The sequence below is a fragment of the Microbulbifer sp. MKSA007 genome (assembly GCA_032615215.1).
Lineage (GTDB): Bacteria > Pseudomonadota > Gammaproteobacteria > Pseudomonadales > Cellvibrionaceae > Microbulbifer.
In genome coordinates, this window is sequence record CP128433.1 from 4562757 (window position 1) to 4585753 (window position 22997).

The window sequence follows — 22997 nt, forward strand, 5'->3', positions numbered from 1 at the left end:
TCATAAAACTATCGGTTTATACGAGAAAGAACTGCAAGGAAATTTCACATGGAAACTGAAAATCTAACACTATTTTTAGGCTGGGCTTCGATTATAAACATATTGATACTACTGCTATCAACTATTGGACTTGTCTGCCTGAGGAAGTCGATCACCAGGATTCACGCACGAATATTTGAGCTTAATGAACAAGATTTAGGCCGTGCATATTTTCAATATCTAGCACAATACAAAATTGCTATTATCGTCTTCAATATTACACCGTATTTTGCTCTAAAAATTATCAGTTAATTGATAAAAGCGGAAATATTTTGCAAAAAAATAAGAAAGGTAAACTATACCTTTCTTATTTTCATAATTAAGACGGACAGGGGAGTATTTCGGGTCCGCCGGCAGATACCCTTTTCAGAAAATGAAGTTATTTCTGAAATATTTATCAGCCACTCTTTTTCACAAACTTTGTCAGAATAACAATTCTCTGACCCTCGACCCGTCCTTCGATATGCTCAGGATTATCGCTTAAGCTGATACCGCGAACTGCCGTTCCCCGTTTTGCAACCAAACTGCTTCCTTTTACATCCAAGTCTTTGATAATAACTACATTATCTCCAGCTTGTAACTGGGCACCATTACTATCCCGATGAATCACCAACTCACCAGCCTCTGGTATTGCCCCGGCCTCTGCCCAGGCCAGCAAATCGCCATCCAAATACAACATGTCAAACAAGTCTTGGGCCCAGGTCTCGCCAGATAAGCGCTTTAGAATACGCCATGCCAACACTTGAATTGCCGGCTCGGTACTCCACATAGACTCCGACAGACACTGCCAGTGCGCACTTTCCAGCTGTGCAGGATTTTCCAGCTGGTCCCTACAGGTTTGACACAATAATACTGCCGCATCTGGATAGCCCTCTGACTGGGGTACGTCATAAACCGCCAAGCCATTTTCTGCTTTACAGAGCTCGCACTGATTTCCACTGCGTTGTGCCAACTGCTCCTGAGTCACAGCCATAAGTAACCTCAAAAAAAGTAGGGATTATACGACTGATTCTTCCTTCACGCCTCCCAAATAATCACATTTAACGGACATCGGGGTCGACCGTGAACATGATCAAGCTCAGACAGGAAGTAAATAAGACTATCAACAGCCCAGTAGTAGATGGAGCCATTAGGTTGCCGAGGGATTCACAGGCTTCGGACAAGACACTCTAGAGCACTCAAACTTCCAACAGCCGCCAATATAGATTGACGACTGTAAAGAGCATTATGCGTTAAGTCCCACACTCAGTGGTGCGAGGAGACCGCTGCTGCGAACTGCCCACCCTGCTTGCTGGCGATGGCACTGGTAATATCCCCTAAACTGAGAATACCGACCATACGCTTTTCACTATTGAGTACCGGCATTCGCCGTAACAACTGTTGCTCCATTTTGTGGACAGCAGACAGCAGATCATCCTCTTCCCAGCACCATTCAATCCCCTCTGTCATAACATCTCGGGCGGACAAAGAGCTGAGATTACCCCCTGAACCACACCGCGACATACAATATCTCTATCAGTCACTATTCCTACAAGCCTGTCATTTTCTCCGATCGGCACTGCACCAATATCTTCATCTCGTAAAATTTTTGCCAACTCCTGTAATGGAGTATCCGGGGTGCACCAGGTAGCCCCCTCATGCATTGCGTGTTTAACTTTCATAGGTACCTCAAAGCTCTTTAGACAAATGCCAAAGAGAGTGACGGGTAAAACCCATCACCCTTACCCCCTATAGATCAGTGCACTTCAATCCGCTTTCTTTGCGGGGGATGCCCCTCATGTTTTGGTACCGTGAGCGTGAGAATCCCATCTTTGAAATTTGCATCAATCTCACTTTCGCGAACATCTTCACCAAGATTGAAACTGCGCAAGAACTTGCCGTAACGCCGCTCCTGACGAAGCACGCGGCCATCCTTCTTCTCCTTAACCTCGCGGTGCACCTCAGCTTCAAGAGTCAAAACCCCATTTTCTAGGGTTACACTGATATCGTCCTTACCCACTCCCGGCAGCTCAGCGCTGATTTCATACATATTCTTGCGCTCACTCACATCAATACGCGGAGAAAAAATCCCTCGCGTTCAGAGCCGATTGCACGGGTCGGTGAGAGCATTTGTTCAAACATATTATCAAGGTCCAATAGGGACCCTCTGGGGATCAGACTCATATTTACAACCTCTTTTTACGCTAAGCCGCAAAAGGCGCCAGAAAACTCAAGAGTCCGTCTTGCGCCTGTTACATCTTGAGTACAGTCTAGGAAATACTGCGACAAACGAAGGGATTAAGTGCCGATAAAAGCCATTACAAATTGAATATGAGAGCTGTCGTATATTTCTTTTGTACATATAAATATTAAAAACTTCCTTTCCAAGTGCACCTAAAGAGAATTTCCACCTCCATATCCATCAATAAGAAACCAGGGCTCGTGGCCAATATGGCTATTTACTAGGATTAAATAAGGCAGTTAAACGAGGATATGTTCATGGCCTTAGCATGGGTCCTTGTGGCTAACCAGTCCCAAGCGCGAATTTTTGAAGCCAACAAACGCGCGGGAAATCTCAATGAAATCCAGGCACTACTCCATCCAGAATCACGGCTCTCTGGCAGAGATCAAGAGAGTGATGCACCCGGACGCACTTTCGACAGCTATGGTCAAGGAAGGCACTCAGTAGGTAATTCTGCAGGATTACATCGCCGTGAAGGTGAGAATTTTGCCAGAGAAATTGCACATACCCTGGAGAGGGGAAGACAGGAGGGCCAGTACGAAAAACTGTATATTGTTGCAGAACCCTACATGGTTGGCAGCTTGAGGGATGCCTTGAAAACTCCAACCCGCGCAACAATAGCGGGAGAAACAGGAAAAAATCTGGTGGCTTGTGAACCCGAGGAGATCCGGGCTCAACTTCCTATTTGGCTATAGTGACGTTCGGCCAGTAGAGAGGGTCACGAGTGAACCTCTCTACGGACCCCGCTCAAGCCCTGCTTTCCATTAAAAGCTTATCAATCAGGGCATCCTTTTCAGTCCATAACTCATTTACCCACTGATTAAACTCCACCCGAAACTCCTGATCGGTTGCGTAGTCTCTCTCAAAAAACCGGCTCGGCAACTGGACTTTCTCAATGCGAACAATCACTTTCTTTAACTTACCGGAAAGGAAATCTTTAAAGGTAGGTATACCATCCGGGTAAACAATAGTGACATTCAGTAGCTGGTTCAGCTGCTCACCCATACAGTGCATTGCAAAGGCAATCCCTCCGGACTTGGGCTTTAGAAGGTGTTTGAAGGGCGATTGCTGTCTTTGATGCTTCTCTTTACTAAACCTTGTTCCTTCAAGAAAGTTCATAATACTGGTGGGTATTAGCTTAAATTTTTCGCAAGATTTTTTCGTCGCTTCAAGATCCTTACCGCGCATCTCCGGATGTTTTTTCAAAAACTCTTTGCTGTAACGCTTCATAAATGGAAAGTCGAGTGCCCACCAGCACATTCCAATCACAGGAACTTTGATCAACTCTTGCTTCACAAAAAATTTCAGGAATGGAATTCTTCGATTAAAAATCGACTGCATCATAAAGATATCAACCCAGCTTTGATGGTTCGCTGTGACCAGATACCATCCATGTTTATCGAGATGCTCTATCCCCTGTACATCCACCTGGGTTCTTTGGGTCAGCTTCATCCATCCTTTATTTAGGGTTATCCACATTTCTGCCCAAGAAATAAAAAAACCCATGAAAATTTTTTGCAGAAAGGCAAAAGGGAGAATAAATCTAAAAACTGAAAACAAGAGTATGGGGGCTGCACAAACCAATGTGCTAACGGCCAGCAACACCGAAGATATGACCAACAGCAAAAACGAAGGGAGAAAGTTAAACATCTAAAGGCTCTTTTAATTTTCCGGGCTTACAGGTCAGGCTGTTACGCCATATTCACAGGTTACCCGTTTCTTTTTTAATATCTTGAAATCCACTTATCACAAACTAAGCGGACTCTGCTCTCATCAGTGTATTTACATAATCCGGGCTACAGGCTGCCTATCGCAATCAACATGGCTGTGTATATTTATGGCTCATGGGAAACTGCTCCACTGCAATAAATTCATGCGCCGAGCGCCTAGGCTTTAGCCGCCCGCGCCAGAGGCAATATCAAACCGCAGCAACTCTGGGAGAGTAACACGCATTTCAACCCCATATTTATTGACTGAATAGTCTGAATCTATCGGCGATACATCAGCGCAAACTGCACGGATAAAACCAGTGACAGCAGCCCAGTGAGCGGCCTCATTTTTTCAGCATGCCCTGGATATGAAAAGGCGCCATTGTACCCTTTCTATAATCATGGATTAGCAACTTTTATCTTCCCACGCCGCAAAGGCACGATAGTGACTGGAGCAGCGTTGCACCCTGCTAAACTTGAGGCTCCAGGTCGTAGAATTGCGCCGGGAGAATAGAATGGGAATTACAGGTAATAAGCAACACTTCCACCGCAAGCAATGGCTCAGCGTACAGCAGGCCGTTGACCACCTGAGTGCATTGTCTGAAGAGCCACTAACCAGTGCACATCTTGCAGACCTGGCCGATGAGCAGCTTCTTAACCTGTACTGGTACCGTCCAGGCCAAAAACTGTCCTTGGAAGATCACAAGGGGACCCGTGAACTAGTAGAGCCTGTCAGGCTCTGTTACGAAAATCCCAGTGACTGGCACGCCATCGTGGATATTTTGCGGAATAATCCAGCGCTGCCCGCCTACGAACATGACACTCCGCTTCTGGAAGATGCCGACGGAAACCGGCTGCGAATCACCTTCGACTACCACCAGCGACCAGAACCGTTTAGCAGCCGCTGGTACCCTACCTATGCGGAGTTAGTGCTCAAGCGCAACGACTTGGAACAACTGGAACCCCACCTGTTTACTAGCCAGGCGGTTGAGACCGGGTTTGAGCGTGAGACCCTACTGAATGTTATCTGGCAGCTGGAACAACTAGCCCTTGGGGATGAAGAGCACTCCACCAGCTGGCTGGCAGACCAACTGGCACAGCGCTCTTCCGCGCTGGATCGGCTATCTTGTGAGCGCATCCTTCAGGCGGCCGAGCGCGAAAGCTCTCCGGGGCGCTCGATATAGCACGGCATTTCCTACTAATACCTTTGACTCCTTCCCCATACTCAGGAACTCCCCATTGGTGGTAGAGCCCAAAGGCTGTACCCTAGTGGCACTTAGCAAATCTAAGTGTGACGTACTACCAATAGGAGAGAGAAGTGCAGGCCAAAAACAGCTCCTCCAGCTACGGCTGGGTAGCCATCGCCCTCCACTGGATAATGGCCCCTGCGATCATAGGGACTTTTATTCTCGGTTGGTGGATGCGCCAGCTATCCTACTACGATCCCTGGTATCAACGAGCCCCTGAAATTCACAAAGGGGTGGGCATCATCCTGCTTGGGTTTCTACTCTTCAGGCTGGCTTGGCGCTTTGCCAACCCATCTCCGGCGAGCAACCCCCAAACACCCAACTGGCAGAAATTTGCCGCCACCGCCACTCATGGACTGATTTACCTGTTACTACTGGCAATCATGGTTTCCGGCTATCTGATTTCTACCGCCGATGGCCGCCCTATCGATGTCTTCAGCATAGTGAGCATCCCTGCAACCTTACAAGGAATTCCCAATCAGGAAGACATTGCGGGATCTATCCACGAAATCCTTGCCTGGGGCCTGATTGGACTCGTAACAGCACATATCTTGGCAGCCCTCAAGCGTCACTTTATTGACCGTGACGGCACACTGCGCAGAATCCTTGGCATCCGTGTAAAGGGCTCTACAGACGATCACTCACACGTACAAACAACACTCTCAACCACCAAATAAGGAAAAAATGACATGAAGAAGCTCTCTGTATTTCTTATTGCAGCTCTGATGGGGACTGTAGCCCAAGCAGCGGAATACAAAATCGACACCAAAGGGGCTCACGCTTTTGTGCAGTTTCGTATCAAGCACCTTGGATACAGCTGGCTGTACGGCCGTTTCGATGACTTCAACGGCTCCTTCTTTTACGATGAAAAGCAGCCAGAAAAATCTTCTATCAATGTCGACATCGATGTAACCAGCCTCAACAGCAATCACGCTGAGCGAGACAAGCACCTGCGCAGTGATGACTTCCTCGATACCGCAAAATTCCCCACTGCTACTTTCAAGAGCACTAGCTTTGAACCTCTGGAAGACGGCAAAGCCCGTCTAAATGGCGAACTGACCCTGCGCGGTATCACTAAGCCAATCACAATTGACGTTACCAATATCGGTGGCGGTAAAGACCCTTGGGGCGGCTACCGCCAGGGCTTCAGTGGAACCACTGAGTTCGAGCTGAAAGAATTCGGTATCAAATCCCTAGGCCCAGCCTCACAGAAAGTTGAGATGATCCTGGATATTGAAGGTATCCGTATCTAACAACAAAAAAGTACACCCCCTGAGCCCGGAAATTCCTCCGGGCTCCCCCTAACTGCGCTTCGCAACACTCCAATAAACAACGCAAGCAGCAGCTGCAGCCAATAGCCAGTCGACGCCTGCCATCAACCCTCTCGGTAAGAAAAAAGCTAGCATTGTGATGACAATACATGTCCCCAATAAAGTCAGCAGTGCTCGCGGGTTCCAGCCACAGAAATAGTAATAACGCCCATCACTTTCGCTGTAATACAACTGCCCTACATCCATCTGGCGCTTCTCTACTAAGTAGTAGTGAGACAATATGACACCATAGGCAGGCGCCAGAAAAACCCCCATCCAGTTTACGAACGCCACTAAACCGATTTGTTTGATAACAGCGGGCCACAAAGCACTAATCAGAAAGGCCAGAAACAGCGTTATCAATGCCGCCCTGCGAAACCCCAGGTACTTTGGCAGAAGATTTGAAATATCGTTAACTGGAGCCACAAAGTTCGCCACCACATTGATGCCGGCCGTTGCTGTAAAAAAAACAACCGCGGCGATCAATGACAGTTCCAGATTCCCAAGCTTCTGCACAATATCAGTGGGATTTGCCAAGTTCTGGTGGAAAACTGACTGGGCGGCGATAGTGGTGAACAGAACAATTATCGCAAAGCCAGTCATATTTATAGTGATTCCCAGCCAATTTCCCCTTCGCATAACAGACACGTTCTTACAGAAGCGAGCAAAATCTCCATAACTTAGGATTATCGGCGCATAGAGAGCCAACATAGTACCTGTGACTTTGATGAGCTGGACCAAGCCATCGCCCCAGGATGCTATAGACCGATCAAAGAAAGTAGCAACAGCAAATGAAAACTGTCTGTCACTGCGAACCACTAGCATCCACAACAGCGCTAGCATCACTCCATAGACACAGGGTGCAGCCAGGTTGATAAACCAACGGATCGTATTGATACCTTTGAAAAATAGAAGAGCTTGAAATAATGAGACAAGTACGAGGGAAGCCCAATCGATCCGGTCCATTGCCAGCCACTGCCCTCCGACAGCTTGAGGCCACCACTCTCTCAGTAATAAAGACATGGCATGGGCAGCAAACCAGGTCTGCGCACCGTACCAAAATATTGCCACGCTCCCCCGAAGCAGCGCAGGGACGTTAGCACCTCGGATCCCCATACTCGCCCTGGCCAATACGGGAAACGGTATACCGCATTTAACACTCGGTTCACCGATTAAATTTAACAAGATGATAATTAAAATTGCTGCAATAGCGATCCCAGCGAGAACCAGCCAAGCATTCGTATTGGGACCGAGGAATAGGGTTGCCGCCAGGGTATAGCCAGCGAGACTTTGTGCAGCGTTGGCCCAAAGGTTAAATATCGTCAGAGTGCCCCAGCGTTTAGCTTCGGGCTTCACCACCGCTAAATTTTCATTCTTTAGCTGCAAAGTGTCACCTAAGTGCATCTGATAAATAGCGCGCCAAAGCAGCTACTTCAAATTAGCCTTTTCAACAATGACATACAAGCCGTCAAAAGTGCCAAATTTAACAGTTAATAATATATATTCTCTTTTACAATTGAGACTTGTTTTCATTAACAGCAAAAGTGGTATCCATTTACCAAATTAGCAGTAATGCCGCTAGCACTGGCGCACAACTGTGAAATATATTGTGTAGCCATCGATTAAAGAAGATCCGGTCGACAAAGATACAGGCAAGTATCCATTAAACTAGTGTGCAGCCGTGTATTTGGAGAACATTAACCAATGTCACAAGTAAAAGTATGAAAAGGTCTTTAAGATTTTTGACGGCGGCACAACTTTTCAGCGAAAATGGAAGCAATTACTGACAATTATTGCACTCCCTCTAGAGACAGTTATCAAGGGAGCGCAAAAATAGAACAATTTCCAAAAATCGTAGTGACTAAATCATTCAGAACTGGGGCAATCCTCTCCGAGACTATCAGTGAGGCAGCGGCGCAGAGCAGCGCCAATCACAACAAGTAGTGTCTCAGCTCAAGGGAAATAATCGCCGCAGATGGTAAGCCAAGACTCCGTACTGCTAAGGTATTCGCAGGACAAGCACAGCGGGCATCCACCAGTATGAATGAACTTTGTCGCAATCAGGCCACAACATGAGTTGGCCACGGCAGAAGGGTAGGAATATGGCTTGCTTACAGCATCCAGATAGGGAACAACCAGTTTACTTAATGGCACACCACACCATTGGGCGCCGGCAGGGTGCAGTAGACACAAGAATCACAAGTGCTGAAATATCAGGCATCCATGCAGCAGTGCAGTGGACCGGTACACATTGGAATATTCGCGACCTGAGTCGCAATGGCACCTGGCTAAATGGCCAGCAGTTGGTACCCGCTAAAAGCTACCCACTCCAGACCGGTGATAAGATCGCTTTTGGGCGGGCGAATAACCCAGCTTGGATCGTCGAAAACCTCGATGCTCCCGAGAATTTGCTGATCGATATTCACTCTGGCGAGGCACAACCGCTGGAACAATACCACCTGCTGCCCGATGAGAACGAGCCCCTCGCCAGCCTTCAGTACAGCCCCTTAACAGGGCAGTGGCTGTACGAGTTCACAGGTCCATCAGCTGAAGACGGCGATAAGACCCTGATAAATCATGGCGATCGTATCGATTGCGGCCTGCATAGCTGGCAGCTCTTTCTTGCGGACAACCAAGGGGCAACGAAAGAGTTATCTCTGCAGCAACTGTCTATTGTCGACTTTGAGCTGAAGTTCTCTGTGAGCTCCCACGAAGAGCATGTGCAGTTACAACTTCAGCGGGAAGGTATGAAGCAATCCTTACCAGCAAGAATCCACAACTATCTCTTGTTGTACCTTGCTCGTGCCCGCCACAAAGATATGCAGAGCGGCATGGACACTGACTCCCAGGGCTGGGTTTCTATTCAGGTAGCCACTCACGAGCTGGGTATCACTGTTAACCACTTAAACACCCAAATCTTCCGCGCCCGCAAACAAATCTCTGAATCACTACCTGATGCAGTGGATACTTCGAGTCTGGTAGAGCGTCGATCCTGGGAAATCCGTATTGGCTGTCCACAATTCGAAATTTATAAAGGCAACCAACTCGAGGCAAAAACAGAGCCGGAAGCGGTATAGCTTCATCTCTAGAAAGGGGGCTTAAGGCTAAGCCCCTTCATTACCTATTCAGTAATTATTTGCCAGGGTGGCGGAGCTGAATCTCTTATCCCTCGGCAAGAATTACAATGTCAGCGCAACCACCCTCTTATATCGGCCGGTACAAGATCATCAGGCAGCTTGGAGCCGGGGGAATGGGAGTTGTGTACCTCGCCAAAGATGAGCGACTTAACAGAGAGGTCGCTATAAAGCGATTGCTCAACAACCCTGAAGACGAATCTGCCTCACAACGAATTCGCCAGGAAGCATTACTGCTCGCACAACTAAACCACAACCACATCGTACAAATTTATGATGTTGTGGAGGAACAGAACGATGTAGCCCTGGTTATGGAGTATGTTGATGGCCGCCCACTCACCTATTGGGCACGGGAGTTTAACCCCAGCCTCTGCCAGAAAATCCAGCTACTCAAGCAAATCACTAGCGGTCTTGCGCGTGCCCATGCGGCTGGAATTATTCACCGCGACTTGAAAGCTGACAACATCCTTATTGACAGCAATAACATCGCAAAAATCGCTGATTTTGGAATTGCGCGGAGCTGGCAGGATACGAAAGAAATTACCCGCGAGCAGCATATCGCTGGCAGCTGGTACGCAATGTCTCCCGAGCAGGCCCTCGGCGAGAAACTGGATAACCGCTGTGACTTATTTGCCCTGGGGATGCTCGCCTATCACCTACTGTGTGATCAGCCTCCCTTCGGCAAGCATGGAAGCCCATACGTTATTATCGATCGGATCATCAACAACCCGCACCCACCCGCAGGAGCCATAAACCCCGGACTTCCTACGGCGCTTTGCAAGTTACTGGATAAGCTGCTGGCCAAAAACCCGGACAAACGCCCCGTCAGTGCTGCCGTTGTAGCCACCGATTTGGATGTGATACTGAGCCAATTAACATCGGATCATGAAACCGCCGATGACCATGACATCACGATCACCACGGAAGACTTTCATGTACAACATCGACGTACAAACAAAGGACACAAACTTCTAGCCGGCATACTCCTGGCATCCGGTGCGATGTTACTAGGCTTAACCGCCGCTGTTTTTCCTGAACTTTCTCTATGGGGAAGTAAAGAACCCTCGGCAAAGTACATTGCGATTATTGAGCCAGACTTATCAAACCTGCGCAGCCGAGAGGAAAAGCTACTGGCCAATAACCTTCTCAGCTCCATCAAACAGGGGCTTTCCGATCAACCAGCGCTACTACTGGTGCCCTATTCGGAATCCCAGCAACTAAAAGGCAAGCCTTTGCGGGAGCAGGCGCAAGCGCTCAACGCACAGCTGCTGCTCCAATTTGCCCTAAACTGTGAAGCCACCGCCTGTGAAGCTTCATTTGCCCTTATAGAAACCGAGGGGTTTGCTGAAGTCGCCAACCGTAGTGCCATGCTGAACCTGGATGCACCGCTGGAGAGCCGCGCACGTGTTTTGCAGCAACTGCACTATCTACTTCCCAACTACCCAACAGGAAGCCTAAGAGTTCAGTTCAGCCTTAGCCCTGAAGATTACCAGCAATACCTCGAGATATTCGAACAGCGCAATAATGAAGCTAATGTTACCGGGGCAATTACCAAAGTTGAGGCTCTGCTAAAAAGGAACCCCTACTTCCCCTCCTACTATGAACTGTTAGCGGATCTATTAGCCACCCACCTATATCACTCGCGGGATACCAAAATACGCAGCCGACTCACAGGGCTTCTCAACAACATACCAACAAAGATTTCTAACCACCCAACGGTGTTGATCACTAAGTTGCGTATTGCCATCTTCCTGGCAGATACAGAGCTTACAGAGTCCTTACTTGCAAAACTAAAGCTGCAACTACCTGATCAGGCTCTCTACTACTTCCTGCGCGCGAAAGCCCACCAGCGAAGGGGGAATTTCAACCGTGCGCTGGAAGTCATTAACCAAGCGCTCAACATTCGTACCAGCCCTCTTTATCTTCGCCAAAAGGCTCTGACCCTGACCCTGATGGGGCAAATGGAAAAAGCGAGACCTTACCTTTTACATGCGATCCGTCTCAACAATCAATATATTGATGCTATCTCCTTGCTTGCAGCCAATGAATTGGATTCAGGCCGCCCCAAAGAGTCTATCCGGCTCCTTAGTGAGGTGGGCTTAAAGCATTTAGGGGACCGGGATACCTTCAACCTTTGCTTGTCCTATTACATCGAACAGCAGCTGCAGGATACAAAAAACTGCCTGAGCCATGTTGCTGAACGAGCCCCTAACGATCCCCATGTATATCTGCTACTGGCAGAGATTGCCCGCCTGGAAAATAGACAGCTGCAATCACAAGAGTTTGCCCAGCGCGCTCTGACCTTGGCACAAGAGCAGGAGGACTGGCTTGGATTGTTACTGCGAGCAAGAGCCTATTCTGAACTGGGCCAGGGTGAGCAAGCCATTGAGACACTATTAAAGATGGATAACACCGCTCCAGACGGCCTATTTGTCAATTACAGCCGCGCCCAGGTTTACATGGCCAGCGGCGATATGCTTTCCGCCAAAGCCTATATACGAAAAACTTTGGAGTTAGGCATGGCTCCAGTGTGGTTCACAACAATTGGCTTTCAGCCTATTTGCACTTTGGCAAGCTTTGATGATATACGCGCCAATTACCCAACATTATGCTCTGGCATAACTGTCACTTTAACAGCCAAAAACAAATCAAACAGAATGGAATAACGTGAACCATTTCCCTTTAAGAGGGGACAGATGCCTTCACGAAATTGTACTATCAGGTAAAATCCCCTATCCATCCGAGAAGAATACAATACAATGGACGTAGTTGCGTTGGAGAAAACTGAGGAGTATCAAGGCCGTTACAGGGTTGAGCGCACCCTGGGTGCTGGTGGTATGGGGGTTGTTTACTTAGCCGAAGATATCAAACTTCGGCGAAAGGTAGCTATTAAGCGCCTCCGCTCTGACTTAAGTGGAAATTCTGCAGAGGCCCGTTTTCGCAGCGAAGCTGAACTTTTAGCCAGGCTGAACCATCCAAATATTGTGCGGCTTTATGACGTACTGGAAGAGAATAATGGCATAGCCCTTGTCATGGAGCTAGTTGAAGGCGTCACTCTTAAAGAATGGCTTCGCGAGAACAGCCCCACCCTGGCAATTAGGCTCGACTTATTGATGCAATTATGTCAGGGGCTCAGTAAAGCTCATTCCCTAGGTATTATTCATCGCGATCTAAAGCTGGAAAATATCCTTGTCACTAATGATGGTGTAGCAAAGATTACTGACTTTGGCATCGCCAAAGCGCTGGACTGTGACCAACAACTAACCAGAGAGGATCATATTGCTGGCAGCATACAGGCAATGTCCCCAGAGCAGGTTCAAGGCGCCCCTCTCGATGCTCGAAGCGACTTGTTTAGCCTGGGTAGTATTGCCTACGAACTACTTTGCAACAACAAGCCCTTTGAACGTGGAGACTTAAATGCGCTGGCATTTGCCCAACAAATCTGTAGCGCACCCCACATTCCTCCACAAACCCACTGGCCAGAAATACCTAAGCCACTTATAGCACTGCTCGATAGACTCTTAAGTAAGCGTCCCGAGCAACGTCCAGACTCTGCCCAGCAAGTTTTCGAGGCTCTCTCTTTAGTCCGCCATCATGGCATTGATGCTGACACCCAACAATATTCTGAAACAGTAACACAGTTGCTTATCAAACCGCGCAAGAAATATAGCCGTCTGAATAAGTGGCTAGCCGGCTTTGCCGTTCTAGCTACAGCCGTAACATGGGGCTGGAAAACTTACTCCAAGCTGCCCCCCAAGTATATCGCGGTACTTCCTGTCGAATTTAGCGGAGAAACAACCGACCAGAGCACTAACACTCTAATCACAGCTATGGTACGCCAAGCTCTTATGAATACACCAAGCCACCTAAAGTCAAGTGCTTTAGTAAGCTACACCCCGAGAAAGCAAACCAGCTTAGATGATCGATTACAGCAATTAAAGGATCAGGGGATTACGGATGCCTTAGTAGCACGCCTTGAGTGTATGCAATTACGTTGCAATATTGAAATACAGGTTATCAGTCCGTTAGATAAACAAGTCCAAAAACAAACTTCTTTTATTTTTCTTCCGGGCCAACAGAGACAAGAATCACAATATTCAATACGGAATAGTGCAATAGACCTATTTCCAAGTAAGTACCATAAAGAGTCAGTCATCGATGTCAAAATGACATCAGAAGACTACAATAAATATCTTTCTACAATTTCGAAACTTGCGAATACCGCTACTGAGCCTAAAGACTTAGAGATAACAAAAGAACTGATTGGAAAATATCCCAAAAACTCAAACCTTTACTCTCTATACGCAAATATAGCCACTAAATTGTATATGGCTAGCAACGATGCCAGCTTGCTTACCTCGGCCCTTGGAATATTAGCCAGCGCAGAATCTACTGGGGCCGACAAAACCGCTCTTCTTGAAGCCCAGCTTTACATAAAGTCCACAGGTATAGATAGAGAGGGTTTTGAATCGATATTGGATAAACTTCAAGCTAAAGGATACCCTTCTGCGCACCTGCTTGCACAGTATGCCCGATACCGTTACTCCCAAGGAGATTATAAGCAAGGTCTATATTATGCAAAGCAAGCTTCAGCCCTAAATCCTTCTGCACACAATCTATACATAGTCGCAATAAATCAGCTTCAGGCTGCCAACTACAATGAAGCACGAAAAACTTTATCCAATCTTTTAGAGGGATATCCAGATTTCTGGTCAGCTTATTCCGTTATCGGAGTTATTGAGTTGGAGCAAGGTAACTTAGAACTCGCTCAGAAGGCTATTACTACTATTCCAGAGCAGTTCCGAAGCTTAAGCGCTGAAGCCAACTTGGGAGTAATTTACTTCCTCCAACGGAAGTATCAGCAAGCTCTTAAGAAATATAGAAAAGTTATATCTATATCTCCCAACAATTTAACTGCGATCTACCAAATTGCAGAAACCCACCAAATGCTGGGGAACAATCAACTCGCAATTAATGAATATGAGAAAATTTTAAGATTAACCTCAGATATTGAAAACGAAGAGCTGAATACACAAAAGTATCGATTTAGAGCCATCGCTCTGGCAAACCTCAACCAACATGCCGACTCAATAGTTATACTAAATAAGCTACTAAAGATGAGCCAAAATGACACTGATATTAAGTATAGCGCAGCCCTTATCTACGCTCTTTCTGAGGAGTGGCGATCAGCAAACTACTATATTCTAGAGTTAATCGAGCAAGGCATGGGCGCAGAATGGTTTACCTTACCTGCGTTTCAAAAGCTCTGCACCCAGCCTCAGACTTCACAAAAAGTTATTGAGACTATTTGCTACTAGAGTGGATCGTTAACTGGAAATGGATCAACCTGCGCATCTGGATCTCCAGAGACAAAGTGCGCTCCAGTTTCCGCATCCACGCACATCCATAGGAAAGAGAAGTTATCGGGGATATCTTCTCTATCCTTGATTTTGATAATCAGTTTAGTGAATTCGCCATCCACCTCTTTAGCGCGAGCACGGAACTGGTGACGAAAATCCGGGCTCAGGGCAATAAGACCATCTAACTTATGGCTCTGGCGATAGCGAACAAATTCCAACTCGCGACCCGGCACTTGCGATAAATCCAAGGTCACCTCCAGAGTCAATACTGCACGCCTATGGATTTTGAAGTGCATATTGCCGAAGTGCTCTTCAGGGTTAGCCGCATTAAACAGCGGCCAGTACTGAGGCTTACCATCTTCTTGCTCTTTAGGCTGAAGAACCAAATCCAGTTTTAACCCTTCTTTAGGCACCTTTACGTCAAGCACAGGTAGGTCAGCACAATTGACCATATTTCCATCCCTCTCTAAAAATTTGTTATATGGTGTCACCAAAGGACGTTTTATCTTTTGTAAACTACGTCCGTGACCGCGTTATCATAACCGGTCTCAACTTTTAAAAAAGCCAGCAGAACTGAAGTTACTGACCCGAAGCATCGACAGTTACAACAACACTATCAAGAGCAAAATTCAGCATCCGTGCCCGGACAAGTATACTAAGTTGAATCGACCAAGACTCTGGATCTGTCAATTCCAACTTGACCACTCAGCTTGCGCTGAATCCCTTTTCTCCCTAACACGCAAAGGGGCGATAGGGGAATTAAATCCATCCAAAATTTTATTGTGGAAGCTGCCTTTCCATGGCTTGGTAACTGTTTCCACAATCACCGGTACTCTCTCACGTGGACCTCAATGTACAGACTTAAGGACTACAGGTCGATCACACCTCATTACAGGGAAGCACACACCAAATATTTAAAAGGGGCGCATAGAGTCATCATACGCCAAAAAAAATGTTTGGTAAGCGCTTAACTCAAGCAGAAGCTAGAGCGGAAGGATTATTCCTTTTCCACTATGGCGACACCGAGACCCCAAAAAATAAGGCCATATTTTTTAAAATAAATATAAAACTATTCTTGGAGCTTGTTGAAATTAATCGATGATCCCATTCGCCAATTTAATCTAATTTGAATTGCGTTACAGAACTTTATTGGGGTCTACACGGCAGGCTTGAAGACTGGAAAATACTGTATGGGTAATAGCTCTCAAAATGGAGTCCAAATTAAAAAAAAGCCGGCAGTAATAAAACTGCCGGCCCGAAATGATGGTCCCAACCATCGACGGTTACAACAACACTATCAAGAGCAAAATTTGGCATCCATGCCCGGACAAGCTCATCCAAGAGAATCGACTAAGACTCTACACCTGTCGATTCCAGCTTGACCGTTCAGCTTGCGCTGAATCCCTTTATTTCATCGCACCACCTAAGGCTACGAGGAAATTAAATCCTGTTTAAATGTTGTGGGGGCTGCCTTTCCATGGCCGGCAACCATTAACACAGCCACCTACCCCCTCAACTGGAAGCTACTGTACAGATTTCCAAATTACAGATCGATCACGCCAAAACACAGCAAATTACATACTAATTGCCCGCCAAGTGTTTTATGCGCCGCACAGGACTGTTAGAGTCGCCATATAACAAAAAGCATCACGTAGTGAGGACACAATGGAAGCGAACCTAGAAGATGTAAAAATTCTCTCTCCCCGCCGCAACAGCACCGAGGCAAAAAATATTGATGAGCTGGCAAAAGAGCAATTGCAGCACTTTTGCATTGATAGTGAATCAGAACATGGAAAACTGTTAGAACAGACCGCAACCCTGCTCTACCAGGCACAGGGAAATCTGAGCCAGCTGTGGAGCCAGGTAACGGACACACTCCAGCGCTTGGACAAGTCTGACAAGATTGCCTATTTCAATGCCAAACGCTTTATGAGTTTCCAGCTGGCGAAATTATTGGACACCTTACAAAACCCATTGCGAGCCAGCTTTCAAAGCCTACAGGGGGACGACTTTAATATCACCACACGGGGTGGTTACCCCCTGTTCGATAATATTCCTGCTATTTTTTCTGCAACCCCGGTAATTGCCCGCACGGCAACTTACATTTATGCCTGCACCGAGTGGGTGGACGATGCTTTCCGTGGGCGCGAACCGAGCCACGATATTTATTCACGTTTACTCAACCCCACTTCCATTTCCCTGGCCAATGCTATTGTGGATTTGGAATGCGGGCCTGAAGCCAGTGAGTATATGGCCTGGAATTTTAATTCCGGTATGGCTGCAATCGATGCACTCCTGTCAAATCAATTGCGCCACGGGGATATTTTAATTGTTTCCAGGAATATCTATGGCGGCACTCACCAGCTGTTACAGGATTTCTACGCCCGCAAAGATAAACTGTCTATCAATCTGGCCTGGTTTGATGGCACTACCGGTGAAGAGTTCGAAAAGCTACTGGCTGATACCCAGCATGCATACGCAGACGAAATCAGTGCCGGAGCAAAAATACACGTCTATATTGAGTCTCCATGCAATCCCCACGGGATCATGCTGGATGTACCGGCTATTTGTAAAACCGCTCACCGGGAAAATATCCTGGTAAGCCTGGATGCCACCCTGGCAACCCCTTTCCTATATCAGCCACTGCGCCGCAAAGATAGGGAAGAGAGACCGGATTTTGTTGTTCACTCCTACACCAAGGATATCGGTGGCACCGGTGCCGCCACTGCCGGTGTGGTTATCGGCGAAAACCACCGCATGTTTATCCCTAAAGGCGACAGCGCAAAAGGCCTTAATTGGGATCAGTGCATGTTCTGGGATGTTTATTACATCAAGGGGGCTTTCCTGGATGCAGACAAGGCCTGGGAAGTGCATTGCGGTATGCGCACCCTGGAAATGCGTATGCTCACCAAGTGTATTAATACTTTGAGCCTCAGCCATTTTTTCGCCAGTCACAGCAAGATTCGTGTCAACAGCCATGCAGTGGAAACCCACCCCAATTCCGGGCTGCGAGAATCGCTGATGCGCTACCAGTTCCCCACACCATTATTCAGCATCGACATGGAAGCTGCGCAAATTCCCACCGAAGCCTTTAAAAGTTTCTTTGACGCGCTGGAGCCCGCTTTCGGGCAGATGGTGAGCTTGGGCCAGACAAATACCATGGTGCTCTGCCCTGCCCTGACATCTCACTCAGAGCTATCACCTGAAGCGATGGAAGCGGCGGGTATATTCCCAACCACCATCCGAATTTCTGTTGGGGATGAAAATATGGCGCAGATGGCCGCTCATGTGATCAACTGCGCGCGCCTGCATCTCGATCCAGCTAGCCCAGGATTTAGCGAGGGCTTTATCGCTCCGGAAGAAGCCGACAAACTCTTCAGCCGCTTTTATCTCGAGTCGCACCAAAAAGTGATAGAGACACAGCCAAAAATTGTGGACTATCTCTAACCATCCAAAACAAACCCATCACTGGTAGATAGCGCCGGTGATGGGCGCTTGTTGCACTATCCTATATCCCGTAGTATCACGCTTCCTGTCCACAATTTAATCAATTCAAAATGCCGAAACTTTCCACGTGGCTCTTCGCCTGGATTCTGTGCTGCTTATCCACTGTTGCAATGGCGCAAGGCTATGAAAAGCTCTACAGTGATTATCGCGGCAGCCTCTATCAAATTCGACTTATCGAAAAATCCTCCAATTCAAAAGCCGGCCTGGGGTCAGGCTTTCAAATCTCCCCCGATGGATTGATCGCCACCAATTACCACGTAGTGGCTCAAGCGGTTAGCGAGCCGGACGAGTACTCCCTGGAATATCTTGCAGTTAATGGCACCCGGGGAAAATTAACTCTACTGGATATTGATGTGGTCAATGACCTGGCGCTGCTGCGCCAGGAGAAGCCGGGAGACGAATACCTGGAGTTGGCGACAGACACCCCCAAAAAAGGGGAAACCATTGTCTCCTTGGGTAACCCATTGGACCTCGGCATGACCTTGATTCCCGGGACCTATAACGGTATTGCCGGCGGTAGCTTCTACGATCGTATTCACTTTGCCGGATCTATTAATCCGGGAATGAGCGGCGGGCCAGCGATCAATACCCAGGGGCAGGTAGTGGGCATTAATGTGGCGACTGCAGGCAACCAGGTTAGCTTCCTGGTACCAGTGGATAAGCTGTCGTCACTTTTAAAACACTACCGCGCTGAAGGCGGCACTCTCAACCTGAAGCAAGTAACTTATCAACAGCTTTTGGATAACCAGCAAAAAATTATCGACTCAATACTTAGGGCCGACTGGCAGCGTCGCGCCCTCGGTGAGGCCCAGGTTGTCGGTGAAATAATTCCAGCCATTAAATGCTGGGGAAACACCCAAGAGAGCGAAACCAATCCGATCAAGCGAATTGATAAAGGCTGCACCGGACAAGATGTTATTTTCCTGTCCGACGACTTCAACACCGGGCGGGTAGAGTACGAATTTTTCTGGCTGCAAGCCGAGGATCTTCTGCCCGCGCGCTTTTATGCCGAGTACGAAGGGCAGATGGACTCCTTTTACCCAGGCAATAGCGCTGGAGAAGAAGATGTAACCAATTTCCGCTGCCAGCAAGGATTTACCTCTCAGGAGCGCGGCAATGAAACCTCGGTATCGAAGCCGGATCGCAATCGCGAGCCCCTGATCGCGCGCACCAGCTACTGTGTCAGGCGCTACAAGGACTTTCCTGACCTCTACGATATTTTCTTCCTGAGCCTAAGTGTGGATCAGAAAAATCGCGCACTGGTCAGCCACTTTACCTTGTCCGGCTTTACCCAGGAGTCCGCCGACGCCTTTACTCAGAAGTTTACGAGCGAGATCCAATGGCCCTGATTATTGAAGAACTCAATCGCGCCCATCGGGTGCAGCTGCGCTACCGAATGGACGGGGATAAATTTACCCTGGGCCGCGCTTACGACAACGATGCAATTCTGGAGGACATCCATTCCGATGCCCACCATGCCGAAATCAAGCGGGGAGAGGACGGCCAGTACGTCTTACACGACCTCAATTCGACCAACGGCTGCCAGCTTTTGGGAAACCTGAAAGATAAGTCCGTTAAACCCGATACCATCGCTCAACACAGGATTTCCTCCGGTGACTTGCTGCAGTGTGGGAAGTCACGCTTCCGGGTTTTCCATACGGATGACCCGGTACCTGAAGCTACCCCTCTCCATTCACTGGAAAACCTGTTTTCCAGCTTGTCCCACCCCCTGGGAGCAATACTGCTGCTGTTGTGTTTTGGCTTCGCCAGCGTACTGATGAGCTACCTCGGTTACGCCCGAAACTATCAATGGACTATTGCCGTCAACATTCTTGCCACGGCCATAATTGGCATGGTGATTTACGCCGGAGTCTGGGCGTTTATCGGCAGGGTTGTCAGGCATGAAACGCACTTTTTCACCCATCTATCCATCGCCGCCATAGGTGCACTTACTTACACTTTTTGGGAATGGCTGAGGGGGCTAATCAATTTCAATTTTGCCATCGGCACTACTATTCAGGTCTTGGACTTCCTGGTACTCGCCATCATATTACCGGCAATGCTCTGGTCCGCCTGCTATTTGGCCACCAACCTCGCCAGAGGCTGGCGCTGGACAGTGGCACTGACACTGCCACTGGCATTCCTCGGCCTAGGTTTAGCTGAAAGCGTTAACAACATGGACGAATTCAGCGAGGTTCCGCCGATATCCACAGAGCTGAAATACGATAATATGCTGTTCCGCAACCCTGTTCCCATGCAGGAATTTATTGGAAATTCGGCCGACCTGTTTGATATCTCCATTAAGAAAAAAGAAACTAAAGAAGGCGCTGAAGGCTCTTCCAGCGACAATCAAAGTAGTACCGCAGAGGTAGAATCATGAGCAAGATTTATTGGAGCCCAGGGCTCGACCAGCTGGAACCCTATACACCCGGGGAGCAGCCCAAGAGTGAAACCCTGATAAAGCTCAATACCAATGAGAACCCCTACCCTGCCTCTCCCGAAGCTTTAAAGCTCTTGGAGCAACACGACTTTGCCGATGCATTGCGCCGCTATCCCGACCCGGAGTCCTGTGAATTGCGCCGCGCTATTGCCGATAAGCACAATCTCTCTGCTGAGCAAGTATTTGTGGGCAATGGCTCCGATGAAGTGCTGGCTCTGAGTTTTTACAGTTTTTTCCGCCGCAGCGAGCCCCTGCTATTTCCGGATATCACCTACAGTTTCTACCCAGTTTATTGCCAGCTCTTCAATATCAAAAGCCGCACTGTTCCCCTGCACGGTGATTTCTCTATCCAGCTTGAGGACTATGCAGCCCCTGCAGCCGGTGTAATTATTCCCAACCCCAATGCACCCACGGGACGGTACCTGCCGCTAGAGCAAATTGAACAGCTCTTGCGCTCACAGCCTGAAAGAGTGGTGGTTATTGATGAGGCCTATATCGATTTTGGCGGACAGAGTGCAGCAACACTCATCGATCGCTACCCCAACCTGTTGGTGATACACACACTGTCAAAGTCCTATGCCCTCGCAGGGCTTCGCCTCGGCTTTGCCATGGGGCAGAAGCACCTGATTGAAGGATTGCTAAGAGCCAAGAACTCCTTTAACTCCTACCCCATTGATGCCATTGCCCAGCGTGTGGCCGCTGCAGCGATCCGCGATACCGCCTGGCACAGCGACAATTGCGGCAAGGTCATCGCCACCCGGGAGCGCTGTGAGCGGGCGCTTACAGACCTGGGGTTCGAAGTGATTCCCTCCCAAGCCAATTTCCTTCTGACCAAACCACCGGAGCCCGGCGCAGAAGCCCTATATCTGGCACTGCGGGAGCGTAATATTCTCGTGCGTTACTTCAACAAGCCCCGGATCAGTGAGTACTTGCGTATCTCTATTGGCACCGATGAGGAAATGGAGCAGCTGATAAGGAACTGCAAAGAGATACTTGCGTCACAGAGCTAGCACTCTGTCTGTCTATACTCGTCGGGCGCCACTTGAGGTGGCCCGACAACTGTGACTTATTGGTATCCAGGGACCTATGCACCCGAAAGCTCAAAATTCAGTATCCACTACCGAGGCCGTCAGCCCCTTTAAAGCGGGATTTTTACGGCAATTAACCCACACCCTGATTCTCACCTCGGCCCTAGCGAGCGGCGCCGCAAGTGCCAACGACTGGGATAAGGTCGAAGGGCCCAGTGCACAGACACCATCGAGTATTGGCACCTACACCAATGGCTGCCTGAGTGGCGGGGAGACCCTGCCATTGAGGGGAGAGGGCTATCAGTTGGTGAGGACTGGCCGCGATCGACATTTTGCCCACCCCCAGACCATTAACTTCCTAAAGGAGTTTTCCCAGAGCGTGGCGCAGAAAGATCTGGGCAGAATCCAGATCGGTGACATGTCTATGGCTCGAGGGGGCCCTTTCGGCAGTGGTGGGCACAACAGCCACCAAACCGGCCTGGACGTAGACATCTGGTATTCCCAGGATCGGCGAGCCGCAGAGCGTCCCCTCACCCCGTGGGAGCGTGATAATATTTCTGCTGTTGCCTTGGCTGATGAGCGCAAACACCGCCTAATCCCTGAAAACTGGGACGACCGGGTTCCCAAAATCCTGCGCTTGGCCTCAGAGGACCAGCGGGTCGAACGAATTTTTGTACACCCGACCATCAAGCGCCACCTGTGCGAAATATCCGGCGAAGATAACGAGTGGCTGCGCAAAGTGCGCCCCTGGTGGGGGCACAATTACCATTTTCATGTACGCCTGGCGTGCCCAGAGGGAAGCACCAACTGTAAGCCCCAGGCTCCGGTGACCACTGCAGCCTGTGGCAGTGACTTGGATTGGTGGTTTAGCGATGACTTCTATGCAATTCTCAATGGCACTAAACCCCAGCCGAAACAGAAAAAGCCGAAACCAAAGACCTTGCCCCAACAGTGCGAACAGGTATTAACCGCACCTTCGGCAGGCACTACGACGGAATAATT

General features: G+C 48.5%; 19 protein-coding genes. 12 read left to right on the forward strand and 7 right to left on the reverse strand.

The window, feature by feature from the left end:
• Positions 1–436: 436 nt before the first annotated feature.
• The 4 genes from QT397_23240 to QT397_23255 all read right to left on the reverse strand — a co-directional run bounded on the left by QT397_23240 (position 437) and on the right by QT397_23255 (position 2086).
• On the reverse strand, positions 437–1012 hold the full coding sequence (locus QT397_23240; protein ID WNZ55726.1) for a PhnA domain-containing protein: 576 nt from the start codon (positions 1010–1012) through the stop codon (positions 437–439).
• A 272-nt stretch (positions 1013–1284) separates the two neighbouring features.
• Positions 1285–1488: a CBS domain-containing protein gene (locus tag QT397_23245; protein ID WNZ55727.1), complete on the reverse strand. Its 204-nt coding sequence runs from the start codon at positions 1486–1488 to the stop codon at positions 1285–1287.
• Positions 1485–1700 carry a CBS domain-containing protein gene (locus tag QT397_23250; protein WNZ55728.1) on the reverse strand — a complete coding sequence of 72 codons (216 nt, stop codon included), beginning with the start codon at positions 1698–1700 and terminating at the stop codon, positions 1485–1487. Before QT397_23250 ends, QT397_23245 begins: the two co-directional genes overlap by 4 nt.
• A 74-nt stretch (positions 1701–1774) precedes the next feature.
• The gene (locus QT397_23255) at positions 1775–2086 is read right to left on the reverse strand and encodes an Hsp20 family protein (GenBank protein ID WNZ55729.1); all 312 of its coding nucleotides are present in this window, start codon (positions 2084–2086) and stop codon (positions 1775–1777) included.
• 431 nt (positions 2087–2517) lie between these two features.
• Between QT397_23255 and QT397_23260 the strand changes: the two genes are divergently transcribed.
• The gene (locus QT397_23260; protein ID WNZ55730.1) at positions 2518–2955 is read left to right on the forward strand and encodes a host attachment protein; all 438 of its coding nucleotides are present in this window, start codon (positions 2518–2520) and stop codon (positions 2953–2955) included.
• A gap of 52 nt (positions 2956–3007) precedes the next feature.
• Here the strand turns inward: QT397_23260 and QT397_23265 are convergent, their stop codons facing one another.
• Positions 3008–3910 carry an acyltransferase gene (locus QT397_23265; protein WNZ55731.1) on the reverse strand — a complete coding sequence of 301 codons (903 nt, stop codon included), beginning with the start codon at positions 3908–3910 and terminating at the stop codon, positions 3008–3010.
• A 574-nt stretch (positions 3911–4484) separates the two neighbouring features.
• On the opposite strand from QT397_23265, the gene QT397_23270 reads away from it, so the two are divergent.
• From QT397_23270 to QT397_23280, 3 genes are all read left to right on the forward strand, one after another.
• A complete protein-coding gene (locus QT397_23270; protein ID WNZ55732.1) occupies positions 4485–5153 on the forward strand; it encodes a hypothetical protein in 669 nt (222 codons plus the stop codon).
• A 134-nt stretch (positions 5154–5287) separates the two neighbouring features.
• Positions 5288–5893: a cytochrome b gene (locus tag QT397_23275; protein ID WNZ55733.1), complete on the forward strand. Its 606-nt coding sequence runs from the start codon at positions 5288–5290 to the stop codon at positions 5891–5893.
• A gap of 12 nt (positions 5894–5905) precedes the next feature.
• Complete coding sequence (locus QT397_23280) at positions 5906–6469, forward strand: YceI family protein (protein ID WNZ55734.1); 564 nt, start codon at positions 5906–5908, stop codon at positions 6467–6469.
• A gap of 48 nt (positions 6470–6517) precedes the next feature.
• On the opposite strand, the gene QT397_23285 is transcribed toward QT397_23280, so the two are convergent.
• The gene (locus QT397_23285; GenBank protein ID WNZ55735.1) at positions 6518–7912 is read right to left on the reverse strand and encodes a cytosine permease; all 1395 of its coding nucleotides are present in this window, start codon (positions 7910–7912) and stop codon (positions 6518–6520) included.
• A gap of 716 nt (positions 7913–8628) precedes the next feature.
• On the opposite strand from QT397_23285, the gene QT397_23290 reads away from it, so the two are divergent.
• From QT397_23290 to QT397_23300, 3 genes are all read left to right on the forward strand, one after another.
• Complete coding sequence (locus tag QT397_23290) at positions 8629–9603, forward strand: FHA domain-containing protein (protein WNZ55736.1); 975 nt, start codon at positions 8629–8631, stop codon at positions 9601–9603.
• 107 nt (positions 9604–9710) lie between these two features.
• On the forward strand, positions 9711–12326 hold the full coding sequence (locus QT397_23295) for a protein kinase (protein ID WNZ55737.1): 2616 nt from the start codon (positions 9711–9713) through the stop codon (positions 12324–12326).
• 93 nt (positions 12327–12419) lie between these two features.
• On the forward strand, positions 12420–14978 hold the full coding sequence (locus QT397_23300) for a protein kinase (GenBank protein ID WNZ55738.1): 2559 nt from the start codon (positions 12420–12422) through the stop codon (positions 14976–14978).
• On the opposite strand, the gene QT397_23305 is transcribed toward QT397_23300, so the two are convergent.
• Positions 14975–15472: a hypothetical protein gene (locus QT397_23305; protein ID WNZ55739.1), complete on the reverse strand. Its 498-nt coding sequence runs from the start codon at positions 15470–15472 to the stop codon at positions 14975–14977. The two genes, QT397_23300 and QT397_23305, sit on opposite strands and share 4 nt — an antisense overlap.
• A 1213-nt stretch (positions 15473–16685) precedes the next feature.
• Between QT397_23305 and QT397_23310 the strand changes: the two genes are divergently transcribed.
• The 5 genes from QT397_23310 to mepA all read left to right on the forward strand — a co-directional run bounded on the left by QT397_23310 (position 16686) and on the right by mepA (position 22995).
• The gene (locus QT397_23310) at positions 16686–18467 is read left to right on the forward strand and encodes an aminotransferase class I/II-fold pyridoxal phosphate-dependent enzyme (GenBank protein WNZ55740.1); all 1782 of its coding nucleotides are present in this window, start codon (positions 16686–16688) and stop codon (positions 18465–18467) included.
• A gap of 110 nt (positions 18468–18577) precedes the next feature.
• The gene (locus QT397_23315; GenBank protein ID WNZ55741.1) at positions 18578–19876 is read left to right on the forward strand and encodes a serine protease; all 1299 of its coding nucleotides are present in this window, start codon (positions 18578–18580) and stop codon (positions 19874–19876) included.
• Positions 19867–20907 (forward strand): FHA domain-containing protein, encoded by a 1041-nt coding sequence (locus QT397_23320; GenBank protein ID WNZ55742.1) that lies wholly within the window; start codon positions 19867–19869, stop codon positions 20905–20907. The genes QT397_23315 and QT397_23320 overlap by 10 nt, the downstream gene beginning before the upstream one ends.
• Entirely contained in the window at positions 20904–21977 is a 1074-nt protein-coding gene (hisC, locus tag QT397_23325; GenBank protein ID WNZ55743.1) for a histidinol-phosphate transaminase, read from the forward strand. The genes QT397_23320 and hisC overlap by 4 nt, the downstream gene beginning before the upstream one ends.
• Positions 21978–22053: 76 nt before the next feature.
• Positions 22054–22995, forward strand: a complete 942-nt coding sequence (gene mepA, locus QT397_23330; GenBank protein WNZ55744.1) for a penicillin-insensitive murein endopeptidase — start codon at positions 22054–22056, stop codon at positions 22993–22995.
• Positions 22996–22997 lie beyond the last annotated feature (2 nt).